The 24,395-nt window shown below is 49.6% G+C and carries 24 protein-coding genes; 9 read left to right on the forward strand and 15 right to left on the reverse strand.

Translation table 11 applies throughout. The features are described from left to right. Positions 1 to 91 precede the first annotated feature (91 nt). The gene (gene gloA, locus IO95_RS15705; protein ID WP_023490174.1) at positions 92 to 496 is read right to left on the reverse strand and encodes a lactoylglutathione lyase; all 405 of its coding nucleotides are present in this window, start codon (positions 494 to 496) and stop codon (positions 92 to 94) included. Positions 497 to 679: 183 nt separating this feature from the next. Then, the gene (locus IO95_RS15710; protein ID WP_023490175.1) at positions 680 to 1,777 is read right to left on the reverse strand and encodes an alkene reductase; all 1,098 of its coding nucleotides are present in this window, start codon (positions 1,775 to 1,777) and stop codon (positions 680 to 682) included. A 123-nt stretch (positions 1,778 to 1,900) separates the two neighbouring features. On the opposite strand from IO95_RS15710, the gene IO95_RS15715 reads away from it, so the two are divergent. The 3 genes from IO95_RS15715 (at position 1,901) to slyA (ending at position 4,198) form a co-directional block, all read left to right on the forward strand. Then, positions 1,901 to 2,140, forward strand: a complete 240-nt coding sequence (locus IO95_RS15715; RefSeq protein WP_023490176.1) for a DUF1289 domain-containing protein — start codon at positions 1,901 to 1,903, stop codon at positions 2,138 to 2,140. A gap of 159 nt (positions 2,141 to 2,299) precedes the next feature. Next, complete coding sequence (locus tag IO95_RS15720) at positions 2,300 to 3,196, forward strand: aldo/keto reductase family oxidoreductase (RefSeq protein WP_023490177.1); 897 nt, start codon at positions 2,300 to 2,302, stop codon at positions 3,194 to 3,196. Positions 3,197 to 3,763: 567 nt separating this feature from the next. Further along, positions 3,764 to 4,198 (forward strand): transcriptional regulator SlyA, encoded by a 435-nt coding sequence (gene slyA, locus IO95_RS15725; RefSeq protein WP_023490178.1) that lies wholly within the window; start codon positions 3,764 to 3,766, stop codon positions 4,196 to 4,198. Between the two features lie 199 nt (positions 4,199 to 4,397). Here slyA and IO95_RS15730 read toward each other — a convergent pair whose 3' ends face one another. Continuing rightward, positions 4,398 to 4,862 carry a glycine zipper 2TM domain-containing protein gene (locus IO95_RS15730; protein WP_023490179.1) on the reverse strand — a complete coding sequence of 155 codons (465 nt, stop codon included), beginning with the start codon at positions 4,860 to 4,862 and terminating at the stop codon, positions 4,398 to 4,400. A gap of 484 nt (positions 4,863 to 5,346) precedes the next feature. Here IO95_RS15730 and anmK point away from each other — a divergent pair, with 484 nt between their 5' ends. The 4 genes from anmK (at position 5,347) to pdxY (ending at position 9,589) form a co-directional block, all read left to right on the forward strand. Then, the gene (gene anmK / locus IO95_RS15735) at positions 5,347 to 6,468 is read left to right on the forward strand and encodes an anhydro-N-acetylmuramic acid kinase (RefSeq protein ID WP_023490180.1); all 1,122 of its coding nucleotides are present in this window, start codon (positions 5,347 to 5,349) and stop codon (positions 6,466 to 6,468) included. A 98-nt stretch (positions 6,469 to 6,566) separates the two neighbouring features. Next, positions 6,567 to 7,220, forward strand: coding sequence for a pyridoxamine 5'-phosphate oxidase (gene pdxH / locus IO95_RS15740; RefSeq protein ID WP_023490181.1), 654 nt, complete (start codon positions 6,567 to 6,569; stop codon positions 7,218 to 7,220). 140 nt (positions 7,221 to 7,360) lie between these two features. Then, a complete protein-coding gene (gene tyrS, locus IO95_RS15745; RefSeq protein WP_023490182.1) occupies positions 7,361 to 8,635 on the forward strand; it encodes a tyrosine--tRNA ligase in 1,275 nt (424 codons plus the stop codon). 93 nt (positions 8,636 to 8,728) lie between these two features. Next, entirely contained in the window at positions 8,729 to 9,589 is an 861-nt protein-coding gene (pdxY, locus tag IO95_RS15750; protein WP_023490183.1) for a pyridoxal kinase PdxY, read from the forward strand. Positions 9,590 to 9,626: 37 nt separating this feature from the next. Here pdxY and gstA read toward each other — a convergent pair whose 3' ends face one another. The 12 genes from gstA to IO95_RS15810 form a co-directional block, all read right to left on the reverse strand. Then, on the reverse strand, positions 9,627 to 10,232 hold the full coding sequence (gene gstA / locus IO95_RS15755; protein ID WP_023490184.1) for a glutathione transferase GstA: 606 nt from the start codon (positions 10,230 to 10,232) through the stop codon (positions 9,627 to 9,629). A gap of 155 nt (positions 10,233 to 10,387) precedes the next feature. After that, positions 10,388 to 10,651, reverse strand: coding sequence for a DUF3811 domain-containing protein (locus IO95_RS15760; RefSeq protein ID WP_037386039.1), 264 nt, complete (start codon positions 10,649 to 10,651; stop codon positions 10,388 to 10,390). Between the two features lie 183 nt (positions 10,652 to 10,834). Beyond that, complete coding sequence (bla, locus tag IO95_RS15765; protein ID WP_023490186.1) at positions 10,835 to 11,731, reverse strand: class A beta-lactamase; 897 nt, start codon at positions 11,729 to 11,731, stop codon at positions 10,835 to 10,837. 150 nt (positions 11,732 to 11,881) lie between these two features. Next, a complete protein-coding gene (dtpA, locus tag IO95_RS15770) occupies positions 11,882 to 13,393 on the reverse strand; it encodes a dipeptide/tripeptide permease DtpA (RefSeq protein WP_023490187.1) in 1,512 nt (503 codons plus the stop codon). 693 nt (positions 13,394 to 14,086) lie between these two features. After that, positions 14,087 to 14,728, reverse strand: coding sequence for an endonuclease III (gene nth, locus IO95_RS15775; RefSeq protein WP_023490188.1), 642 nt, complete (start codon positions 14,726 to 14,728; stop codon positions 14,087 to 14,089). Continuing rightward, complete coding sequence (locus IO95_RS15780) at positions 14,725 to 15,384, reverse strand: electron transport complex subunit E (RefSeq protein WP_023490189.1); 660 nt, start codon at positions 15,382 to 15,384, stop codon at positions 14,725 to 14,727. Before IO95_RS15780 ends, nth begins: the two co-directional genes overlap by 4 nt. Further along, a complete protein-coding gene (rsxG, locus tag IO95_RS15785) occupies positions 15,381 to 16,010 on the reverse strand; it encodes an electron transport complex subunit RsxG (RefSeq protein WP_023490190.1) in 630 nt (209 codons plus the stop codon). Before rsxG ends, IO95_RS15780 begins: the two co-directional genes overlap by 4 nt. 9 nt (positions 16,011 to 16,019) lie before the next feature. Continuing rightward, the gene (gene rsxD / locus IO95_RS15790) at positions 16,020 to 17,102 is read right to left on the reverse strand and encodes an electron transport complex subunit RsxD (RefSeq protein WP_023490191.1); all 1,083 of its coding nucleotides are present in this window, start codon (positions 17,100 to 17,102) and stop codon (positions 16,020 to 16,022) included. Positions 17,103 to 17,209: 107 nt separating this feature from the next. After that, a complete protein-coding gene (gene rsxC / locus IO95_RS15795) occupies positions 17,210 to 19,165 on the reverse strand; it encodes an electron transport complex subunit RsxC (protein ID WP_081878575.1) in 1,956 nt (651 codons plus the stop codon). Beyond that, entirely contained in the window at positions 19,158 to 19,733 is a 576-nt protein-coding gene (rsxB, locus tag IO95_RS15800) for an electron transport complex subunit RsxB (protein WP_023490193.1), read from the reverse strand. Before rsxB ends, rsxC begins: the two co-directional genes overlap by 8 nt. After that, the gene (rsxA, locus tag IO95_RS15805; protein WP_023490194.1) at positions 19,733 to 20,314 is read right to left on the reverse strand and encodes an electron transport complex subunit RsxA; all 582 of its coding nucleotides are present in this window, start codon (positions 20,312 to 20,314) and stop codon (positions 19,733 to 19,735) included. The genes rsxB and rsxA overlap by 1 nt, the downstream gene beginning before the upstream one ends. A 186-nt stretch (positions 20,315 to 20,500) precedes the next feature. Beyond that, complete coding sequence (locus IO95_RS15810) at positions 20,501 to 21,913, reverse strand: glycoside hydrolase family 1 protein (RefSeq protein ID WP_023490195.1); 1,413 nt, start codon at positions 21,911 to 21,913, stop codon at positions 20,501 to 20,503. Between the two features lie 222 nt (positions 21,914 to 22,135). Here IO95_RS15810 and IO95_RS15815 point away from each other — a divergent pair, with 222 nt between their 5' ends. Together IO95_RS15815 and IO95_RS15820 are read left to right on the forward strand one after the other, a co-directional pair. Continuing rightward, positions 22,136 to 23,176 carry an oxidoreductase gene (locus tag IO95_RS15815; protein WP_023490196.1) on the forward strand — a complete coding sequence of 347 codons (1,041 nt, stop codon included), beginning with the start codon at positions 22,136 to 22,138 and terminating at the stop codon, positions 23,174 to 23,176. 195 nt (positions 23,177 to 23,371) lie between these two features. After that, positions 23,372 to 24,370: a bile acid:sodium symporter family protein gene (locus tag IO95_RS15820; RefSeq protein ID WP_023490197.1), complete on the forward strand. Its 999-nt coding sequence runs from the start codon at positions 23,372 to 23,374 to the stop codon at positions 24,368 to 24,370. The last annotated feature ends 25 nt before the right edge of the window (positions 24,371 to 24,395 follow it).

The following is a 24,395-nucleotide window of genomic DNA, read 5'->3' on the forward strand; positions in this document are numbered from 1 at the left end:
GTGACTAGGGCGAACGCGCGTAGTCAACACCCCTGCAGTTTCATTGGCGACGGGTATAAACAAGGGCGCGCTAAAGCGCCCTAAACGTCGATTAGCCTAGACCATGACCCACATACTTTTTTTCGATCAGTTCAATTTTGTAACCGTCGGGATCTTCAACGAAGGCAATCACCGTGGTGCCCCCTTTTACTGGGCCCGCTTCACGAGTAATTTTACCTCCCGATTGGCGAATAATGTCGCAGGTAGCGGCCACATCATCAACGCCCAGTGCCAGATGACCAAAGGCGGAACCCATGTCATAGCTATCGACTCCCCAGTTATAAGTGAGCTCGATTACTGAGCCATCCTTTTCATCGGTATAGCCAACAAACGCCAATGAGTATTTATATTCGGCATTTTCGCTGGTGCGCAGCAAACGCATGCCCAATACTTTGGTATAAAAATTAATCGAGCGTTGCAGATCACCAACGCGGATCATGGTATGAAGTAGGCGCATAATTCCCTCTAAGTAGATAGGCCGTAGTGAACGGCAATGTATTGAAGCGGAGAACAGTATAGCCTTGTCCTATAAGACAACTCAACGAGACGACCACAGCAATAATCAGTGTTACGGTGTCACAAAAAAGAAATTGCTGCTGGCTTACTTATTGCTATGACGGTCAATTTCCCTGGCCCCGAGTCATAGGACTGGATAATCGGTATAACCTTCCGCACCACCGCCATAAAAGGTAGCAGGTTGCGGTTCGTTCAGTGGGGCTCGTTGCTTAAAACGTTCCACCAGGTCCGGGTTGGCGATATAGCTGCGGCCAAAAGCGACAGCATCGACCAAACCTTGCTCAATCATTACTTCAGCTTTTTCTGCCGTGTAACCACCAGATCCGATAATCACTCCACTGAAACGGGCACGGATGGCATCGCGGAAAGCAACCGAGAAGGGTTTGCCACCCGCCCAATCAGGCTCGGAAATATGCAGGTAGGCAATGCGACGCTTGTTCAACTCTTCAATTAGATAGAGCGCGGCTTCTTCTTGATCGTCCCCATTATCCAGACCGTTGAATGGGCCCAGTGGTGAAATGCGAATACCGACATGGTCAGCACCGATCTCTGCGATGGTGGCATCAAGCACCGCCAGCGTCAGGCGGGTACGATTTTCAATCGTGCCGCCATATTGGTCCGTGCGCTGGTTAGCTTCGGGGGACATAAACTGATGTAATAAATAACCGTGTGCCGCATGCAGCTCAATATAGTCAAAACCGGCGTCAAGTGCATTGGCCGCCGCCTGACGAAATTCATTGACTATCTGTGGGATTTCAGACGGTTCTAGCGCCCGTGGGGTAGAGGTTGGTATACGTGTCAGGGCACCGGTTTCATCACGAACCGTAGTGCGGGTTTCAGCATTAATCGCCGAAGGGGCCACAGGGGCTTGGTGGTTGGGCTGCAAGCTATTATGGGAAATACGCCCCACATGCCATAACTGTACGGCAATATGGCCCTGTTTTTCATGAACGGCTTGGGTGATTTTACGCCATGCAGCGATTTGTTCTGGCGTGTGTATGCCAGGTGCACCGGCATAACCCTTTCCCTGGTAAGAGATTTGGGTCGCTTCGCTGATCAATAGCCCCGAACTGGCACGCTGCGCATAATGTTCCGCCATCAAGGGGGTAGGAATGTCACCAGGTTCAATGCTGCGTAGACGGGTCAACGGTGCCATAAATATGCGGTTAGGTAATGTGAGATGACCCACTTTAATCGGAGAGAATAGCTTTTCGAGCTTCATAATATATCCTTATATAGACCAACCCATGCGCTTAAGTTAATACTATCGTTATATACCTAAGTTGTTTCAAATTACAGTCTTGAGGTAAGGTGAAAAACTTAAGGATACAATGCCGGAGGATGCGTGGCACAGCAACTTGAGTTTTTTGACATCCCTAGCCCGTGCCGTGGCATTTGCCAGGCGGATGAGCGCGGTTATTGTCGTGGCTGCTTGCGTAGCCGCGAGGAACGTTTTGGCTGGATGAAAATGAACGATACACAGAAACGCGAAGTGCTGCGTCTATGCCGCCAGCGTTATCTGCGCTTGCAACGTGCGCAAAAGCAGCCGGATGAAATCCCACCCGAGCAGCCTTCCTTGTTTTGAGACAGCTTGTTTTGAGACAGCAATTCATTTTGAGTCGGCGATTCATTAGCCGATTCGTAATAGATGAAGCACCTATTTCAATAGGGTTATTTTGAGATTCCCAGTGATAGTTCGCTTGTGTATGCTGGCGCTAAGTTAAATAGTGTCACGAGGTTAATTATGCTGGATCGTATTAAGCTATCACCGCAGGGGCCCGAGTTTTCGAGCATGATTTGTGGTTACTGGCGGTTGATGGAGTGGGGCATGTCAGCACAACAGTTGCTGGCGTTTATTGAACAGCATCTTGAATTAGGCGTGACGACAACCGATCACGCGGATATTTATGGTGGTTATGCCTGTGAACAAGCTTTTGGTCAGGCAATCAAACTGAAACCTTCACTGCGTCAAAAAATGGAGATGGTGTCAAAATGTGGTATCGCGACCCTGGACAAGCCAGGCAATACCATAGGTCATTATATCACCACCCACGAGCATATTGTGCACAGTGCTGAGCAGTCACTGTCTAATCTGCATACTGATTATCTCGACCTGCTGTTGATCCATCGGCCGGACCCGCTAATGGATGCCGATGAAGTTGCAGAAGCCTTTGTTGCTCTGCATAAAAGCGGCAAAGTACGCTATTTTGGCGTATCCAATTTTACTCCTGCGCAGTTTTCCCTGTTACAGTCACGTTTGCCATTTGCATTGGTCACTAACCAGGTAGAAATTTCACCGCTGCACCAGCCCGCCATTCTTGATGGTACATTGGATCAGTGTCAACAACTGCGGATAAAACCGATGGCCTGGTCATGCCTTGGTGGGGGGCGGCTATTCAGTGATGCTCAATTCCAGCCACTACGTGATGAACTGAATGCGGTGGCCAAGGAGATAGGGGCTGAAACCATTGAGCAAGTGGTTTACGCTTGGGTGATGCGCTTACCCTCTCAACCGTTACCGATTATCGGAACGGGTAAAATCGACCGAGTACGGTCAGCATTGAAGGCGTCCTCACTTGAGCTCAGCCGCCAGCAGTGGTTCCGGATTCGTAAAGCGGCGTTAGGTTATGATGTGCCTTAAGACAGGCCTCCGTTGATTGGTAGCAACCTGCATCAGCGAGATACAGGTTGCTCCGCAATTGTTGTTTGCTGTAATTGCTGTAATGAGCAATAAAGCCGCCAAATTAACCCGTACTAAATCACCAGCCATGCTAAATCACCAACTGCGGGTTCCGAGAGTCGCTCATCCGTTGAAACGCCTGTAACGCGGCGTCTAATGTCCGATGCTGAATGTCTTTCTCGGTGATGATGTTTTGGTCAGTGCTGAACAGGCATGGTTACAATAGCCTTACTATTAATATGGCTAATCAATCCATGTGGGCTTTGTATGCTAAAGCGACACGTGACTATCGTGGTGATATCCACTCACCGTATCCGGTGTCCGCATGTTGAAGTAATTCAAAAAGTGTAAATGATAATCAATAACTGGTAGAACCATGATATTATTCAAAAGTATGAATCATATACATTTGTATTTTTAATATAACCTTATTACCTGATGCGAGTTGCTGATGTTTTGCAATTTGCATAAACTTAAAAACAGGTTTCGGGAAATCAATATTAGCATGCTAATTATGAGGATGAATAAGTGGAATCTACATTGGGTCCAGATTTAGCGCGATTGGTTCGTGTTTGGCGTGCGCTCATTGATTATCGGCTCAAGCCATTGGAGCTGACACAAACTCATTGGTTGACTCTATACACCATTAATCGGTTGCCGCCAGAACAATCACAAAACCAATTAGCAAAAGCGATTGGCATCGAGCAACCGTCACTGGTACGGACACTGGATCAACTGGAAGCCAGGGGGCTGATTACTCGTCATGTTTGTACTAATGACCGGCGTGCCAAACTGATTAAACTCACGGAGGCTGCTGAGCCGATTATTCAGGAAATGAACCGAACTATCACTATGGTCAGAGGGGAAATTCTTGATGGCATTTCGCCGGAAGAATTGAAACTATTAACCGGTTTGATTAGCAAACTTGAACGAAACATTATCAAGCTGCAAGAACAAGCGTAGAGCAGGTGATTTTTCGGCATAGCATCAAATAGAAGCCTGATATTCTGTTAGGTTTCGGTTTCTATTTGATAAAAAATAGCGAAAGGCACTCTTTAATACAGCGCTATTCATTTTAAGATATGCGCAGAAGGCATGGGCCGGCTCATCCATGAGCCTCACTTGCCAATCATTTGGCTGCTACCGCATTAGGCTGGAAATATTACAGTGGGGAAACCGTCACAGTATCACCATTTTGCGCCATACGAACACGCTGGCCAGGGTTGAACTGGGTTGCACTGGCACGTTGTACCACGACAATATTTTCTTTATTGTCGGTTTTGATTTCCAGTTCGACACCACTGCTGCGGCCGGCAACACTACCTACACTGTTACCCACCACGCCACCGGCCACTGCACCTGCGGCGGTTGCAATATTACGGCCACTACCACCACCAATGGTATTCCCTATCAACCCACCCAGCACGGCACCACCGATAGCACCAATGGTATTTGCGCTTTCGCTACCTTGAATTTGTACCGGGCGAACAGAGACTACGGTACCAAAGGTGACAGTCTGCACACGCTTTGCCTGGGAGGCTGAATAGACATCACCGGATGTTGTTGGGTCTGCACATCCAGCCAACATGACCCCGGTCAGAGCAACAACGAGAATACGCTTAATCATATAAAACTCCTGCGGTTAATCATCCTGATTTGACCATCAATACTCGTCATCATTCAGGCTGCTTGGGGGTTGACGGCGGTTATTCGCCTCATTAATGAGACTCGCCCTTACGGGGCCGCCAGCGTTCATTTGCCGCTACAAGCAACTCGAATAATTTTGGGCATATTCAAATCAGGCTTATAAAAATGTTCAGCAAGTATACTCTAAATATTTTGAGTCACATGTATACTCATCATACTTCAGATTGCATTATACCCTTCATACATAATTCAAGTCGGTAGTTTGTTGGCAACATCTATCGCCCCAGTCACATAGCGGGCTATGCTGCTGGGGACTCTAGAACTTACTGCCTGCAAGCAACTCGAATTATTTTGGGCAGATACCTATCGTCTTCAAGCTGCAGCAATACGTTGTCAGGTTGAATAGTGATGAGTATAACGGGGCCAAAACGATTGTCACTCGAAATAGAATCTAAGGTATTGCTATGAGATCAGGTCGTTATATCGGTGTTATGTCTGGCACCAGTCTGGATGGGGTTGATGTAGTCCTTGCTGCGATCGATGAACATACGGTGGCCCAACAGGCTATCTATAGTCACCCGATGCCGATGCAATTAAAGCAAGATATCCTGGGCATGTGCCAAGGGCAGAAAACCACGCTTTCCGCTGTGGGGCGGCTGGATGCGCAGTTAGGCATCTTGTTTGGTGAAGCGGTATTGGGGTTACTGAAACAGACTGATATTAAAGCCGATGAAATTACCGCCATTGGCTGCCATGGGCAGACGGTGTGGCATGAGCCAGAAGGAGAGACACGTTTTTCTATGCAGTTGGGGGACAACAACCGAGTGAGTGCCCTGACAAACATCACCACCGTTGGCGATTTCCGCCGTCGTGATATGGCCTACGGTGGTCAGGGGGCACCACTGGTCCCCGCATTCCACCAGGCTTTACTGGCTCACCCGACAGAACGACGCATGGTTCTGAATATTGGCGGGATTGCGAATCTTTCCTTGTTGTTACCGGGGGTACCGGTGCGCGGTTTTGATACGGGCCCGGGGAATATACTACTGGATGCCTGGGTATGGCGCCATCATTCACAACCTTATGACAAGGATGCGGTTTGGGCGATGGAAGGGCGCATCTGTTTACCGTTATTACAGCAGATGCTGGCTGATCCCTACTTTTACTTGGCTGCACCCAAAAGTACCGGGCGAGAATATTTCAATATCAGTTGGCTGGAAGAGCAGTTGGTGAGGCTACCGGATCTTGCGCCTGTGGATGTGATGACCACCCTGATAGAGCTGACGGCAATGACTATCTGTGAACAAGTTCTGTTAGCAGGAGGTTGCGAGCGGTTGCTGGTGTGTGGTGGCGGGGCGCGCAATCCGTTGCTGATGGCCAGAATGTCCGCGTTGCTACCGGGCATTGAGGTGGCGACCACCGATAATTTTGGTGTCAGTGGCGATGCGATGGAAGCATTAGCGTTTGCCTGGCTGGCATTCCGTACCCTTTCAGGTCAGCCGGGTAATCTACCGTCGGTCACGGGGGCCAGTTGTGAAACGCTACTAGGGGGGATTTACCCGGTTTTGCCAGTGGAGTCGCGTTAGCTGGTCTTATTCTAATTGTAATTTGTCGGCAGGCGCGGGTTAACCCGCACCGGTCGGCACGAATCTAATGATAAATTTACTGTTGGTTGGTAATCTAAATGACTGATAAAAATGAATTTGATGTGGCAGATTTGCGACGTGAATATATCAAAGGAGGGCTGCGTCGTCACGATTTGACGGCTAATCCGCTCGATTTGTTCGAACGTTGGTTAAAGCAGGCGTGTGAAGCGCGCCTGGCTGATCCCACCGCGATGTGTGTCGCTACGGTTGATGAGCAGGGGCAACCTTTCCAGCGCATTGTCTTGCTTAAACATTATGACGACCAAGGCTTGGTTTTTTACACTAACCTCGGTAGCCGTAAGGCACAGCAGTTAGCGAAAAACCCGCGTATTAGTCTGCTCTTCCCTTGGCATATGCTGGATCGTCAGGTGGCTTTCCTTGGTCAGGCTGAACGCTTATCTGTTTTGGAGGTGATGAAGTATTTCAGTAGTCGCCCCAAAGATAGCCAGATTGGTGCCTGGGTTTCACAACAATCAACACGTATTTCCACCAGAGGCATCTTGGAAAGCAAGTTTCTTGAGTTGAAGCAAAAATTCCAACAGGGTGAAATACCGGTGCCCAGCTTCTGGGGTGGTTTTCGGGTTAAATTTCACTCTGTTGAGTTTTGGCAGGGAGGGGAGCACCGGTTACATGACCGTTTCCTATACCAACGGGTAGAAAATGACTGGAAAATTGACCGCCTAGCCCCCTAATAGCAAGAAAATCTCTTTTAAGCGCTGGCACAGATATCGCTGGCGCTTTATTCTATGCGCTATCTCGAATTTTATTATTTCGCCAATGGGTGAAGGTTGTGTACCGGCAAAGGTACATTCGTTTAAAGATGGAGAAATTGATGGCTAGCAGCAACCTGATTAAACAATTGCAAGAGCGGGGCCTGGTGGCCCAGGTAACGGATGAGGACGCGTTAGCAGAACGACTGGCGCAAGGGCCAATCGCGCTGTATTGCGGCTTTGATCCGACCGCAGACAGCTTGCATTTGGGCCATCTGGTGCCGTTGTTGTGCCTGAAACGTTTCCAACTGGCGGGTCATCAGCCAGTGGCGTTGGTCGGCGGTGCCACCGGTCTGATTGGTGATCCCAGCTTTAAAGCGGCTGAGCGTAAGCTGAACACCACAGAAACGGTTAACGAATGGGTCGAGAAAATTCGCAAGCAGGTTTCTCCGTTCCTTGATTTTGATTGTGGCAGCAACAGTGCCATTGCAGCCAACAACTATGATTGGTTTGGTGGCATGAATGTGCTGACTTTCTTGCGGGATATCGGTAAGCACTTTTCTGTCAACCAGATGATCAATAAAGAAGCGGTAAAACAGCGTTTGAACCGTGATGATTCCGGTATCTCTTTTACCGAGTTCTCTTACAATCTGCTGCAAGGGTTTGACTTTTCTGAACTCTATAACCGTCATCAGGTGGAGTTGCAAATCGGTGGGTCGGACCAATGGGGTAACATTACTTCAGGTATCGATCTGACCCGTCGTATGCATCAAAAGCAGGTATTTGGCCTGACGGTACCGTTGATCACCAAAGCGGACGGCACCAAATTTGGTAAGACAGAAGGGGGCGCGGTCTGGCTGGCACCAGAAAAAACCAGCCCATACAAATTCTACCAGTTCTGGATCAATACCGCGGATGCCGATGTTTATCGCTTCCTCAAATTCTTTACCTTCTTAAGCCTTGAAGAGATTAATGCCCTGGAAGAAGAGGATAAAAATAGCGGTAAAGCGCCACGTGCTCAATATGTACTGGCAGAAGAAGTGACAGGGATGGTACATGGTGCTGAAGGGCTGGCCGCTGCGAAGCGTATCACCCAAAGCTTGTTCTCCGGTGCCTTGCATGAAATGACTCCAGCAGACTTTGCCCAATTGGCGCAAGATGGTATGCCAACCATTAAGCTGGAGCATGATGCCGACCTGCAGCAGGCATTGGTCAATGCCGAGCTGGTGCCTTCCCGGGGGCAGGCGCGGACCATGATCAGCTCCAATGCAGTGACTATCAACGGCGAAAAACAATCTAATCCCGAATATCAGTTTACGGATAGTGACCGCCTGTTTGGCCGATACACACTGCTACGTCGTGGTAAAAAACATTACTGCCTGGTTGATTGGGAATAATCAGCTTTACACTCAGGGGCCATTTGGCCCCTTTGTTTTTTTTGGGTTGTCAGGTGATGATCCTCTTTTTTATGTTTAACCAGGTTTGTTTTCATGAAAAATATTCTTTCCATACAATCTCATGTGGTCTTCGGGCATGCGGGTAACAGTGCGGCAGAGTTTCCCATGCGCCGAATGGGGGTTAATGTTTGGCCACTGAACACCGTGCAATTTTCTAATCATACGCAGTACGGGCAGTGGACCGGTTGTGTCATGCCTGCCAGTCACTTGACAGAAATAACCCAAGGCATTGCAAATATCGATAAACTGAAAACCTGCGATGCGGTGTTAAGTGGTTATATCGGTTCACCCGAGCAGGGCAGTCATATTCTGGACATTGTGCGCCAAGTCAAACAGGCTAATCCCAATGCCTGGTATTTCTGTGATCCGGTGATGGGTCACCCTGAAAAGGGCTGCATTGTGGCACCGGGTGTCGCAGAGTTCTTCTGCCAACAAGCTTTGCCTTGTTGCGATATTGTGGCCCCGAACCTGTTGGAGCTGGAAAAGTTGGCGGGGCATGATGTTCATAATGTTGAGCAGGCGATTGCTGCGGCGCGGGAGTTGATCGCCAAAGGGCCGAAAGTGGTATTGATAAAACACCTCAGCCGAGCTGGTTATGATTTGGATTGTTTTGAGATGCTGTTAGTCACCGCCGACGAAGCCTGGCATATCAGCCGTCCTCTGGTGGATTTCGGCTCACACCATCCCGTTGGGGTGGGGGATTTGACGAGTGGCCTGCTACTGGTGAACTTGCTTAAGGGTGAGGGGCTGGCTAAAGCACTGGAACATGTTACGGCGGCGGTATATGAAGTGATGTTAACCACCCAGGCGATGGGGGAGTACGAGTTGCAGGTAGTGGCAGCACAAGACCGTATTGTTGAGCCGGAATGTCAGTTCCGCGCAGTAAAATGTTAAAGAGATCCCCGGCTCACTGGTAGCCGGGGTCATCAATTTACTTCAAACCTTCAGCTTTTAACGCCGCTTCTACCGCAGGGCGCGCTGCTACGCGCTCAACGTAAGCCTGCAGATGAGGGTATTTTTTGAGATCAAACTGCATATGCGGCGCCCAACATAACACGTTGAACAGGTAAGCATCGGCTACGCTGAAACGCTGACCTAACAGATAATCCTGTTTCTCTAGCACTGAATCCAGATAGCTGAATTGAGACGCTAACTTTTCACGCACAATGACTTTATATTCATCAGGTGTCTTGGGGTTAAACAGCGGACTAAACCCTTTATGCATCTCAGTGGCCACATAGTTCAACCATTCGATCGCGTGGTAGCGGGCAAGGGTTCCTGCTGCTGGGAGCAAATTACGATCCGGTACGCGGTCTGCCAGATATTGCACAATCGCTACACCTTCGGTTAATAGACTACCATCATCAAGCACTAATGCCGGGACTTGCCCTTTAGGGTTGATTGTCAGATAGTTGGCGCCACTTTCTGTTATCTTTTGCGCTAAATCGACTTTCTCCGCAGTAAAATCGAGTCCAGCTTCACGCAAGACAATATGTGGTGACAGGGAACAAGCGCCAGCTTTATAGAACAATTTCATCGAAAACTCCTTGATAAGATGAAGGACAGACAAGTTCAACTACACATCCTAGTGCTCTGGCGGCAAAATTACAGCGTTTTTGCCAACAATTTTTTACCTTTTAACGACATCAACGCGGCCACCTATTTTGGCAACCGGGCTGAAATAGCAAATGATTAACGGTGGGGCCGGGTACTGATGGAGGCGGTCCAGTTGAAGGTGCTGTCTGTCGGTTTGGCACGGTTGGCTTTGCGTTCTGCCCGCGCCACTTTGGCTATTTTTTCTCGTGCCGCCATAATGCGGTCAATGGCTTGCTCTTTAATCTTATTCTGTTCAGAGTTGGTTAACGGGCGTTCAAGGTTTTTGCGCGCTCTATCCAACTCCGTTTTTACTTCACGTTGTTCACTTTCTGTCATCTCTTTCAGCGTTAACTTTTTCATCATGACACCCTATGTTGTGAAGTTGAACTGCCACTGTACTGGTTTTATAACCGAAAATTTGTTGTTTATCGCCATTTTTTTGCAAGATATCGGCAAGGACCTACGTAGAGCATGATATTTGCCCTAGGGAGGCAGTGTATGCTCATATCGAACAGGGACCACAACAGTTAATGGCGCGTGGTGTCAAATAAATGCCTGACTGATGATGCGTGCGGCAGCCGCAACAGCTTCATTATTGGCTGTGGCATGTTGATTGGGTTGAGTAAAATAAATAACGACCAACCAGGGCGCTCTGCCTGATAACCAGACCACACCGATATCGTTAGTCGTGCCATAATCGCCCCCGCCGGTTTTATCCGCAATGACCGCATCAGGTGGCATACCTGCTCGGATACGTTTATTGCCGGTGGTATTTCCCTTCATCCAGTTCACCAGTTGTTGACGTTGAGCTTCCGGCAATGCCGTCGTTCCCAGGGTCAGCTTTTGTAAGCTGGCCGCCATAGCTGCTGGTGTGGTGGTATCACGCTCATCACCAGGAATAGCACTGTTGAGTTCGGTCTCCCAGCGATCTAGTCGGAAAGTGGTGTCACCAAGGCTGCGTGCATAGGCCGTGATGGCCGCAGGGCCACCAAGCTGTTTCATCAGCATATTGCCTGCGGTGTTATCGCTGTATTGCAATGCCGCTGCACAGAGTTCGGCAATGGTCATGCCACTGTCGAGGTGCTTCTCGGTGATGGGGGAATAGGTAACTAAATCACTTGCCTGGTAATGGATACGTTGATCAAGAAAACCAGGATGGCTCAAGCTGTGGTGCAAAATAGCAGCCACTGCGATCACTTTAAAGGTGCTGCAAAAGGCAAACCGTTGGTGAGCATTTAATTGCAAGGTGTTACTGCTGGTAGTATCGATGGCAAAGACCCCCAGACGACCCATATGCTGTTTTTCCAATGCAGCGAGTTGCTGTTGCGCTTGTTGTATTTTATCACTTGCCGCATAGGCCAATAGAGGGTGAAGGGCAGTGAACGCGGGGATAGTGGCGGCGGCAAGGAGGAGTTTACGGCGTAATGGTGAGAATGACATTGGTTATCCTTATACTCATCACAGCTCAGGTTGAATGGATTCTGGTTTTGTCGGTTGATACAGGTTACATCTGCATTCTGTTCCTGATGATGCCGCGCTGCAACTCAAATTATTCAGAGTCAATTCAAGTTGCAGCGGTGGGCGTTAGACTTAGTTAGCTGTCGCGACTTGTGCTTTATTATCCGTATCTTCCTCTGTATCAAGCGTCATGCGATACAGTTTCGGTGCGGTTAACGCCATAATTACGGCAATAACCGCAGTAACAATGCCGATCTGCATAAATACGTGGCTGTAAATTGCCAGTGAGGCATGGGCATCGTTGATATCAGCAGGGACAGCAGTCAGCCCTGCCACCTTGCCGGCAATCAATGCTGCCGCAGCGGTGGTCAGGAACCAGGAACCCATGATAAAGCCCATCAGCCGCTGAGGAACCAGTTGTGCGACCATTGCCAGGCCCAGCCCAGAGATCATCAGTTCACCAATACTTTGCAGGGCATAGCACAGAATCAGCCAATTAACCGATACAATGCCTTGTTCGTTGGCGAAGGTGGCGCCCCATGGCAGCACCAGGAAGGCGCCGGAACAGAGGAACATCCCAAAGGCAAACTTGTGTGGCATCGGCAGGCGATCACCCATTTTGTTATACAGTGCCGCCAAGAGTGGGCTGGCCAGCATGATCCAGAATGGGTTCAATGCCTGGAATTGCTCTGGTTCAAAGGTAATCCCCAGAATACTGTGTTCAACATTATGGATAGCGAAGAAGTTCAGTGAGGTTGGCATCTGGCTGTACAGCACAAAAAACACCACGGCTTCCAACATCAGCAGAAAGGCGACGATCATCTTGCGGCGTGCCGCACCCTCTAACATAAAGGTTTGCTTGGCAAAGATCACAATGATCCCTACAGAGATCACTGCCAGCGCCCAGCGTGCAATGGTCTGGTTATGCAGCAACCAACTGGACACTGCGATCAGTACCACAACCCCCACCAGAACCATCAGCAGTTTCTGTATCTGCAACGGTTGAAAGTCCGGTTTGGAGCCGTATTGCTTAACCCAACTGCGGCACATCATAAAGTTGACCAGTGTAATCAGCATCCCCACCACACTCAGTGAGAAGGCGACACTCCAGCCATATTTAGCGGCCAACCATGGGGTAGCCAGCATGGAGAAAAATGAACCGATATTGATGGACATATAGTACATGGTAAATGCACCGTCCAAGCGTGGGTCATCTTTCTCATAGCAGGTAGACAGCAAAGAAGAGGGGTTGGCTTTGAACAGCGCACTCCCCACGGCAATGGTCGCCATCCCCAGGTAGACCCAGAAAACTTCGTGACCTGAATAGGCAACCATGGCGTAGCCACAAGCCAGAATGATGGCACCTAATACAATGACCCGCTTTGAACCCAACACTTTATCGCCGAGCCAGCCACCGACGGCGACAAAGCCATAAACCAGCGCACTAAAGGAAGAGAACAGAGTAATGGAGTCGACTTCACTCAGGCCCAGCATTTTGACCAGATAGACAGCCATAATGCCTTGTAGGCCGTAATAGCCAAAACGTTCCCAGAGCTCAATGGAGAAGATCAGATAGAACGCTTTAGGCTGTTTGAATGCGTTAAGGCTAACGCTTTCGGATGATTTGTTGTTTGCAGTTGACACGGGTACCTCTAGTTTTTTTACTGTCCGCAGGATCACTGTCCGTTGATCAATACGGGAAACGGCAAAAGTGGTGCAGGGCTGCACCCTTTTATACTTAAAACTCTAAATAGATCATGTTGGCAGCAGGCCGGCTGTGGGCCGAGACAAAAATGCAACGTGAAAAATGATGAGTATTCGATGTTTTAGGATGGAATAACGGCGGCTAATGTTCACTATCTTTGTCAATGAGGCAAGCATTTTGACATGTTCTGTTACATATAATCATTACAACGCTAAGTAACTATGTTAAAAAACATATGCAGAATTAACGTTTGATATTTTCATGATTGGCAAATTATTATTTCAAAATGAAATAATAACGCCCCAATAAGATTAATACCCCATTTTATTGAATAATTGCAAATCTATATTCTATAAAATATTACCAATAAGGATTATATATCTGAAGCTGGTGGCTATATTGCAGGGGGAAGGGCAAGTAATCAAACCAGGCGATTGTGAAAAAAATGTGAAAGTAGATCTGTGGCGTAAGTGAAAAAAAGACACTTTTTCTGCTTAAAAATAATGCAAAGATAGCCGTGTATCCCTACAGTGGAGATTGAAGCAGCATAAAGAACCAACAAGAACTGCATTGTGTATGCAGTCCCCGAACCGGTGATAGCTGGGCAGTAGAAAAAGCAGGGCTGGAGAGGCTTACTCAGCTGGGTAAACTTTATCTTTAAATTCGCATAAATCTTCGATAATGCAGGAACCACAACGTGGTTTGCGTGCGATGCAGGTATAGCGCCCATGCAAGATCAGCCAGTGATGGCAGTCGACTTTAAATTCGCTGGGTACCACCTTGAGTAATTTGTCCTCCACTTGATCAACATTACTGCCCGGTGCGAAACGGGTGCGGTTACAGACCCGGAAAATATGGGTATCAACGGCAATGGTTGGCCAACCAAAGGCGGTATTGAGCACCACATTGGCGGTTTTACGGCCCACACCTGGTAACGCTTCCAGCGCGGCACGGTCTTCAGGCACTTCGCCGCCATGTTTTTCCAGCAATAGACGGCAGGTTTTAATCACATTCTCCGCTTTGCTATTGAACAGACCAATGGTTTTGATGTAACCCTTGATACCCTCGACACCCAGCGCCAGCATCGCCGCTGGCGTATTGGCAACCGGGTACAATTTGGCCGTTGCTTTGTTAACGCTGACATCGGTGGCTTGGGCGGAAAGCAATACCGCAATTAATAGCTCAAAAGGCGAGCTATACATCAGTTCGGTAGTGGGGTGTGGGTTGTTATCCCTCAGGCGGGTGAGGATCTCCAGGCGTTTCTCTTTATTCATGGCGCTTTCTCGGACTGTTTTTGTTTGGTTTTTTCATCAATCACATATTTAGCAGCCAATAGCAATCCCAAGCCGATAAAGGCACCCGGCGGCAGCATGGCTAACAGAAAGGCACTATCAAAATGTATTACTTCAACACGCAACACTTTGGCCCAGTTACCCAGTAACAAATCCGCACCATCAAACAGCGTACCGTTACCCAGCAATTCACGCAGGGAACCGAGAACCAGCATGGCAGCGGTTGCACCAAAGCCAATGGACAGACCATCAATCAGTGCTAACCCCAGTGGTTTTCTGACGGCAATCGCTTCCGCTCGCCCCACCACAATACAGTTGGTGACGATTAATGGAATAAAGATCCCCAAAGATTGATACAAGCCAAAGGCATAGGCATTGATTAACATTTGTACGACACTCACCGCTGCAGCAATGATCATCACATAAATGGGAATACGCACCTCGCTTGGGATCCAGTGGCGAAAGATCGAAATAGCGCTATTGGTGATGGCCAGGACCAACGTTGTGGCTAACCCCAAACCAAGAGCACTGGTCGCGGTGGAGGTGACGGCCAACAATGGGCACAGGCCTAATAATTGCACCAATGCTGAGTTGTTTTTCCATAATCCTTGAACGATTAACTGTTTGACTTCACTCATTCAGTGCCTCCACAGGTTGGCAAGGTATCCAGTTTAGTTGGCAAGGTTTTGATAAAGAGCGCGGTGCGAGCAATTGCGTTCACCACTGCTCGTGGGGTAATGGTTGCCCCGGTGAACTGATCAAACATGCCGCCGTCTTTTTTAACTGCCCAACGTTTATCATCCGGGCCATCAATGGTTTTGCCACTAAAATAGGTAATCCAGTTGGAGATGCGTAACTCAATTTTATCACCAAGCCCTGGGGTTTCATGATGCTCCACCACCCGGCTGCCAAACACCGTACCATTGAAGTCGGCAGCCACTAAGAGCTGAATGGCACCTGAGTAGCCATCTGGGGCGGTGGTTTCAAGTACAGCGCCAATCGGCTGGCCCTGTTTACGCGCCAGATAGAGGCGGCGAGGGGCAGCGCTGCCTAACGCCGGGTCGCTCACCAGAAAACATTCTTTTTGTAAATCATTATCATAGTATTCAGCGGGGATAACCTGATCGAGCAAGGCTTGTTGCTGAAGTGCCGCCTGATGAGCAACGGTGCTTTTGGTCAATTGATAGACCAAAGCAGTCAGGCCGGTGGTTACGGCGGCAAAGAGTGCCAAGGTAATGCCATGTTTACGCATTGAATTCAGCATATCGGTTCCTCAGCGGTGGCCATAGACACGAGGCTGCGTGTAATGATCGAGCAATGGCACAGTCATATTGGCCAATAGCACAGCAAAGGCCACACCGTCTGGGTAGCCGCCATACACCCGGATAAGCCAGACCAGCAGGCCGATAAGTGCGCCATAAATTAACCGGCCGTTGCGGGTGGTGGCTGCAGTCACCGGGTCCGTGGCAATAAAGAAAGCGCCTAACATGGTGGCACCGGAGAAGAGATGAAATAGCGGGGTGCCCTGATGGCTAGGGTCCAGCATCCAGGCTAGCCCGGAACACAGCATGATGGAAACCAGCATACTGGCGGGGATTTGCCAGTGGATTATCCGACGCGCCAATAAAAATAGGCCACCAAGCAGAAAGCCCAAATTAACCCATTGCCAGCCGATACCTGCCAACATGCCGCCAAACAACGGCTGCTGCAACACCTGTTCTATGGGATGACCACTACGTAACCCGGTTTTAAATCCATCGAGCGGCGTAGCCTGGCTGATGCCATCAACTCCCATCGCGAGTTGATGCAGCGTCATCCCTTGTACGCTATGCCCATTGAGAATAGTCAGTAGAGTATCCTGCAATGAGAGTGAGGTGATGCGGAGTTCTTCTGGCGGTAACCAACTGGTCATTTGTACCGGGAAGGACACCAGCAGTACCACATAACCGACCATGGCCGGGTTGAAAGGATTCTGCCCTAATCCACCATAGAGTTGCTTGGCGATCACAATGGCGAAGAAGGTACCAATCACCACCATCCACCAGGGAGCCAATGGTGGGAGGCTGATGCCCAGCAGGAGTGCCGTGAGCAAGGCCGTATTATCTGCCAGCCGAGCTTTTATCGGTTGTTTTCGCATCGCTAGAATAGCGGCTTCCGCCAGTAAGGCCGTGACTATGGCAAAAGCGACCTGAAAAAGCGTACCGTAACCGAAGAATACGATTTGTGCTGCAATACCCGGGATACAGGCCAGTATTACCCACAGCATGATACGACTGGTGCTTTGCTGGTTATGGGTAAACGGGGAACTGGCGATATGTACCCCATTAACGATTTGTTGTTTCGGCCTGAACTTCATAAAATAGCTACCATTTTTTCCATATTATCAGTGTATTACACTGTGGATGCCAGGGTGTATGCCGCAGTGCTGTAGTCGCCGCCATTTCTGGGGTATGACAACGTTACTCACTCTTTTTCCGCTGTCGGCAATTGTTGTTCAGCTTTTTTGGCTTTAGCCCGAGCGATAGCCGCCGCGATAGCTGCTTTGCGCGGGTCAGGTTGAGCTTCCGCTTCCGTGCTTTCTGGCTGCTCTGCTTGTGGCTCAGCTTTTTTGGCTTTAGCCCGGGCAATAGCCGCCGCGATAGCTGCTTTGCGCGGGTCAGGTTGAGTTTCCGCTTCCGTGCTTTCTGGCTGCTCTGCCTGTGACTCAGCTTTCTTGGCTTTTACCCTTGCCAATGCGGCGGCAATAGCTGCTTGGCGCGGATCATCAGCGGGCGTGTCAGCCTGGTTGGTATCAGGGAGCTGCTCGGCTTTACGTGCGCGTATTTGCGCCTTAAGCGCTGCACGGCCGGCAATAGCGCTACTATTGTCAGGTTCACCGCCAGTGATGATAATCGTAGTATCCCCGACATGTTTAGCTTGAACTCGAGCCAGCGCTGCCTGAACCTTTGCTTGGTCACTGCTATTCGATTTTGCTGCTGCTTGCTGATGGCGTGTTTCCCGTGCCACTTTTTCCCGCGCTAAACGGGTTTGTTTGGCTTCATAACGGGCTTTGGCAGCCGCAGTTCGTACTGCTTCCTGATCCAAGGCTCTGATCTCAGCCTTTTCCTGGCGGTAATACTGCACCAGCGGAATATTGCTGGGGCAAACATAAGCACAGGCACCACATTCAATACAGTCAAACAGATGATGATTACGCGCTTTCTCATGTTCTTCACCACGGCTAAACCAGTAGAGTTGCTGTGGTAACAAACCGGCTGGGCAGGCATCAACACACAAGGCACAACGGATACAAGATTGCTCCGCTTCTTGTGGTGCCATCTCGTTGGCCGTAGGTGCCAGGATACAGTTACTGATTTTCACAATCGGCACGTTAAGTTGCGGTAGGGTAAAGCCCATTAATGGCCCGCCCATAATAACGCTTTGCCGAGGCTGCGGTTGATAGCCGCCAATATTCAGCAGGTGCTGTATAGGCGTGCCAATGCGTGCCCAAACATTGCCCGGTTGACTCATGGCTTCGCCAGTTAATGTCACCACACGCTCAATCAGTGGTTCACCGTCTATAATGGCACGCTTAATGGCAAAGGCGGTGCCCACATTTTGCATCAGCACGCCAATGGCCGAGGAGTGCTTACCATGGGGGACTTCTTTACCCGTCAGGATCTTGGTTAGCTGCTTGGCACCACCAGATGGGTACTTGGTGGGAATCACCTGCAAGGTAATATCACGCTGTTGACCAAGGGCTTTTTTTAATGCCGCAATAGCTTGTGGTTTATTGTCTTCAATACCGATCAACGTCACCTTGGGTTGCAGTAGGTGGCGTAAAATTTGCGTGCCTTCAATGATTTGATCGGCGTGCTCTTGCATCAGGCGATCATCGGCGGTGATATAGGGCTCACATTCAGCAGCGTTGAGGATCAGTGTTTCCACTTTATCCGCACCGCCCTGCAGTTTACTGGCGGTGGGGAAACCTGCTCCACCCAAGCCAGCTATTCCGGCCTGGTGGATATGTTGGATTAGCTCATCGGCATCCCATTGATGGTAATCGGCGATTGGTGACAGTGGGCACCAGCGATCTTCACCATCAGGTTGCAGAATGACACAGAGTTCAGGCAAGCCAGAAGGGTGAGCAGTGATATGAGGCTCAATGGCGCGGATCATGCCTGATGTCGGGGCATGTACCGGCAGTGTTCGCCCATGTCCGAAGGTCAGAGGCTGGCCTTTTAATACCGAATCACCGATTTTAACCCGTAGCTCACCTTCAGGCCCCAGGTGTTGCTGCAATGGGACGATAAAAATATCTGGTAGAGGCACGGTACGAAGAGGCACACCACTCGATTGGCTTTTCATTTCGGGTGGATGAATCCCCCCAGTGAAATCCCAAATCTTTCCTTTTTTCGCGCGGCTAAACAGATTAAACATGTGGCTCCACGGGGATCACGCGCAGTGGAATGGTTTTCATATCCCATTTCCAGGTGGCGGTAGTGGTGGTGACCGGTATCATTTCAATACAATCCGTCGGACAGGGGGCAACGCACAAATCGCAGCCTGTACAAAGGTCGGCGATCACGGTATGCATCGCCCGGGTCGCCCCTACAATGGCATCTACCGGGCAGGCTTGGATACATTTGGTGCAACCAATGCAGTTGGCTTCATCAATAAAAGCCACGGTGCGGATTGGTACGGCCACCGCCTCGCCGCCATCAAGGGGTTGCGGGTCAATATTAAGCAATTCAGCCAGTTTGAGCATCACTGCCTCACCACCGGGCGCACATTTGTTGATCATCTCACCATTGGCCACTGCTTCCGCATAGGGTCGGCAACCAGGATAACCGCATTGGCCACACTGACTTTGCGGCAGAATCTCATCGACCTGTTCGGCAAGGGGATCCTCGACCACTGCAAATCGGTGTGAAGCAAAACCCAGCACCACGCCAAATAGCAGCCCTAACAGGCTTAATGCGATAATCGCAATCCATAACGCGCTCATCAGAATCTCACCAATCCGGTAAAGCCCATAAAGGCCAAGGACATCAGCCCGGCTGTGATCAGCGCAATAGACGAACCGCGGAAGGGGGCGGGGACATCAGCAACCGCCAAACGCTCACGAATGGCAGCAAACAGCACCATCACCAAGGAGAAACCGGCGGCGGCACTAAAGCCATAGACGGCAGACTGCAGAAAATTATAACCCAGGTTAACGTTCAGCAAAGCGACACCCAGCACCGCGCAGTTGGTGGTGATCAACGGCAGGAAAATCCCCAGCAGACGATATAGTGCCGGGCTGGTTTTTCTCACCATCATTTCAGTAAATTGCACCACTACCGCGATCACCAAAATGAAGGATAGGGTGCGCAGATACACCAGATCCAGCGGGATCAGGATCAAACTGTTAATCAACCAGGCAGAGATAGAGGCCAGTGTCATGACGAAAGTCGTTGCCATGCCCATGCCTATGGCACTTTCCAGCTTCCTGGAAACACCCATAAAAGGACACAGCCCCAGAAATTTCACCAGGACAAAGTTATTCACTAGCACGGTGCCAACGAACAGGAGCAGGTATTCGGTCATTGCGATGCCTAAAAAATAAAAGCCGCCTATTATCGGAAATTGGCGGCGTAACAACAACACTTGAATTGTAGGGTTATGGCTCTTTTTGTCGGTTTTGCTGAAAATAGTGCGGTTAATTAAGTTAAATGAGCCGATAGACGGCGACGCTGCCAAGTTCAGGTGACAGCAAACGTCGCCGGAAAGGGATTAACGCTCAGCACCATTGCTGGCGATTAACTGCTGATACCAGAAGAAGCTCTTCTTGCGTTGGCGAGCCAGCCCCTTGTTATGGTCGACATAAACAAAACCGTATTGCTTCTGGAAACCATTGAGCCAACTCAGTAGATCGATAAATGACCATGGGTAGTAACCGCGAACATCAGCCCCTTGTTTGATGGCATCTTCAACCGCGCTGATATGCTGGTTCAGATAATCGATACGCGCATCATCCACCACTTCACCGTTGATAATAGGGTCTTTGGCACCCAGTCCATTCTCGGTAATGTAGAGTGGGATATCACCGTAGCGTGCTTTGATGTTCATAATGCCTTCGGTCAGGCCCTGTGGATAAATCTCCCAATCCCAATCGGTATAGACGCCGTGAGGGTTGCGAACGAACTTGAATAGCCCTTTAAAGCCAAATTCGTTGCCTTGCTGGTGGCCACTGCCTTTTTCACCGGAGGTATTCATACTCAGGTGTGAGTCTTGATGATTGGCGGCAATGGTTTCACGCTTGTAGTAGTTCAAGCCAATAAAGTCGCAAATATTGTCACGTAATAGCTGTTCATCCCCAGGGGCAAATAGCGGCACTCCCCATATGGTTTGAGCTTGAGCCAGCAGTTCTGCTGGGTATTCACCTTTCAGCACCGGATCATAGAACCAATGGGTAAAGATCCCTTCGGCCAGTTGATAGGCGGCAAGATCATCTGCTGATTGGCTGAGTGGCGTATGGGTCTGCAACACATTAACGAAGCCGATTTGGCCTTCAATGCCACTGGTGCGAAAGGCGGCGACAGCTTTGGCATGCGCGACAAAAACATGATGGCAGGCTTGTATCGCTCGTGCGGGGTTTTTTACACCCGGTGGATGCCCGCCGGTAATATAACCAAAGCCGATAAAGCATACGGTTTCATTGAAGGTTGACCAGAGTTTGACGCGCTTGCCGTAACGCTCGTAACACAGGCGGGCATACTCTTCAAACGCCTCTGCGGTACTGCGTGCTTCCCAGCCACCTTCATCTTGTAATGCTTGCGGTAAATCCCAGTGATAAAGCGTAATCATCGGCTCAATGTTATGTTCCAGCAGGGCATCAATCAGGTCACTGTAGAACTTGACGCCCGCTTCATTGATCTCGCCCCGTCCTTGTGGCAACAGACGTGGCCAGGAGATAGAAAAGCGATAGCTCTGCAAGCCCATTTCTGCCATCAAGGCGACATCTTCACGGAAACGATGATAGTGATCGACAGCGACATCACCATTGGTGCCCTGGTAGGTGGTGCCAGGCAGGTGGGAAAAGGTATCCCAGATAGATAGGCCCTTGCCATCGCTGTTGTAGGCCCCTTCAACTTGATACGCTGCGCTAGCGGCACCCCAAAGGAAGGATTTTGGAAAAGCAGTCATAACCTCTTACTCCACATCTCGTTGGATAATAAAAATTGAGTCTAGTTTAGGGGGGATGCGCTTTGGATTACAACCGGTTTCTGAAACCGGTTTCAATTTTTTAAATAATCAGTGCTATTCAAATTACAGTCAGTAGAGGATTATGCAGGTTTAATGGCGCCGTTGCTTATCGGCAACTGATATACACTTAGCGATAGCATTGTTCTGTTATGAGGACCCAAAATGACCGAAAAAATCCATGTTGGCCTGGTCGGTTATGGCTATGCCAGTAAGACTTTCCATGCCCCATTGATTGTTGCAACCCCTGGGATGGAGTTGACCGCGGTTTCTAGTAGTGATGCCGGTAAAGTTCATGCGGATTGGCCCACCATGAAGGTGGTGAGTGATCCGCAGGCATTGTTTAATGATCCCGCGATTGATCTGATTGTTATTCCGACCCCAAACGAGACCCATTTCCCGTTAGCACAGCAGGCGATGGCCGCCGGTAAACATGTGGTGGTGGATAAACCGTTTACGGTGACGTTGTCACAAGCGCAACAGTTACAGCAGCAAGAAGAACAGTGTGGGTTACTACTTTCGGTGTTTCATAATCGCCGTTGGGACAGTGACTTTCTGACTTTGAAAGCATTGCTAAAAGAGGGCTCGCTCGGGGAAGTGGTCTATTTTGAATCTCATTTTGATCGCTTTCGGCCAGAAGTTCGCCAGCGCTGGCGCGAGCAAGGCGGGCCGGGCAGCGGGTTATGGTACGACCTGGCTCCACACTTAATTGACCAGACTCTGCAACTGTTTGGCACGCCGCAAACGCTGTTTGTTGACCTTGGGGAGTTGCGCCCCGGTGCTCAATCAGTGGATTACTTCCATGCAGTGCTAACTTATGCCAATCGCCGTGTGGTGCTGCACAGTAGCATGCTGGCGGCGGCAGAAAGCCCGCGCTATGTGGTCCATGGCATTCAAGGCAGTTTTGTTAAATTTGGACTCGACCCACAAGAAGATCGGTTGAAAGCCGGTGAACGCTTGCCACAAGCAGATTGGGGTTATGATATGCGTGATGGTGTGGTGACGTTGTCACTTGATGGGGTGTTAACAGAGAAACCTTTACTGACCATTCCGGGTAACTATCCTGCCTATTATGCTGCGGTGCGTGATGCCATCAACGGTGAGGGGGTTAACCCGGTAGCGGCGAATGAAGCGATTAAAGTGATGGAGCTGATTGAACTGGGTATCGACTCTGCCCGGCAGCAAAAAGCACTGCCGATAGTTTAAGTGGCAGTATAAGTTATATAATAATCAGCTTATCAAAGGGTTCGGTTTGAACCCTTTTTTATGTACGCTGCTTAAGCGTATTGAGGGTATTAAGCGTATTAAGCGTATTAAGGGTATAGGTAGCTTTTGTGATAACCGATCATCCAGCGGTCCGAACCCATGGGATAGGCCATTAATTTCAAGGTAGGGTGTTAAATGTCCTGGTTGCAGCGCCTACGTATCGATAGTTTTTTGCTGGTTCTGATTATAGTGGTGATTCTTGCTTCACTGTTTCCTTGCCAGGGGGCTTGGAAAACGTTCTTTGAGCATCTTACTACCGCCGCTATCGCTTTGTTGTTCTTTATGCATGGGGCAAAACTTTCCCGTGCTGCGGTTATTGCCGGGATCAGCCATTGGCGGTTACACCTGCTGGTGTTGTTCAGTACTTTTGCGCTATTTCCGTTGCTGGGGCTGAGTATGGAATTCTTGGTGCCGGATTATCTTTCCCCAACGGTTTATCTCGGTTTTCTTTATTTATGTGCCTTGCCTGCCACGGTTCAATCGGCGATAGCATTTACCTCTGTTGCCGGGGGAAATGTGGCTGCGGCTATTTGTAGTGCGTCTGCCTCTAGTCTTTTGGGCGTGTTTCTTTCACCGTTGCTGGTGGGGGCGCTTATGCATGCCCAAGGGGAAGGAACGGATATTTGGCATGCCATTGGTGCCATTATTTTGCAGCTGATGGTGCCATTTATTATCGGCCACCTGTCGCGACCACTGATTGCCAAGTGGGTTGAACGGCACCGTAAATTAATTAATCTCACTGACCGCTCATCAATCTTGCTGGTGGTGTACACCGCGTTTAGCGCCGCAGTCGTTGAAGGGATCTGGCAGCGTATTGATGGCTGGTCATTGCTGATGATTGTGATTATGTCAATGCTGCTGCTAACGGTGGTACTGATTTTCAACACTTATATTGCGCGCTGGCTCGGTTTTAATACCGCCGATGAGATCACCATCGTGTTTTGTGGTTCGAAAAAGAGTCTGGCCAATGGTATTCCGATGGCCAATGTCCTGTTCTCGGCATCTGCCGTTGGGGCTATGGTGTTGCCCTTAATGATATTCCACCAGATACAGTTAATGGTGTGCGCGGTACTGGCGCAACGTTATGCGCGCAAGACGGCGCAGCAGCAGGCAGACGCGGAGGTAGGGAAATAACTTGTCAGCGCATTCAACCGAAGGA

The sequence above is a fragment of the Serratia sp. DD3 genome (assembly GCF_000496755.2).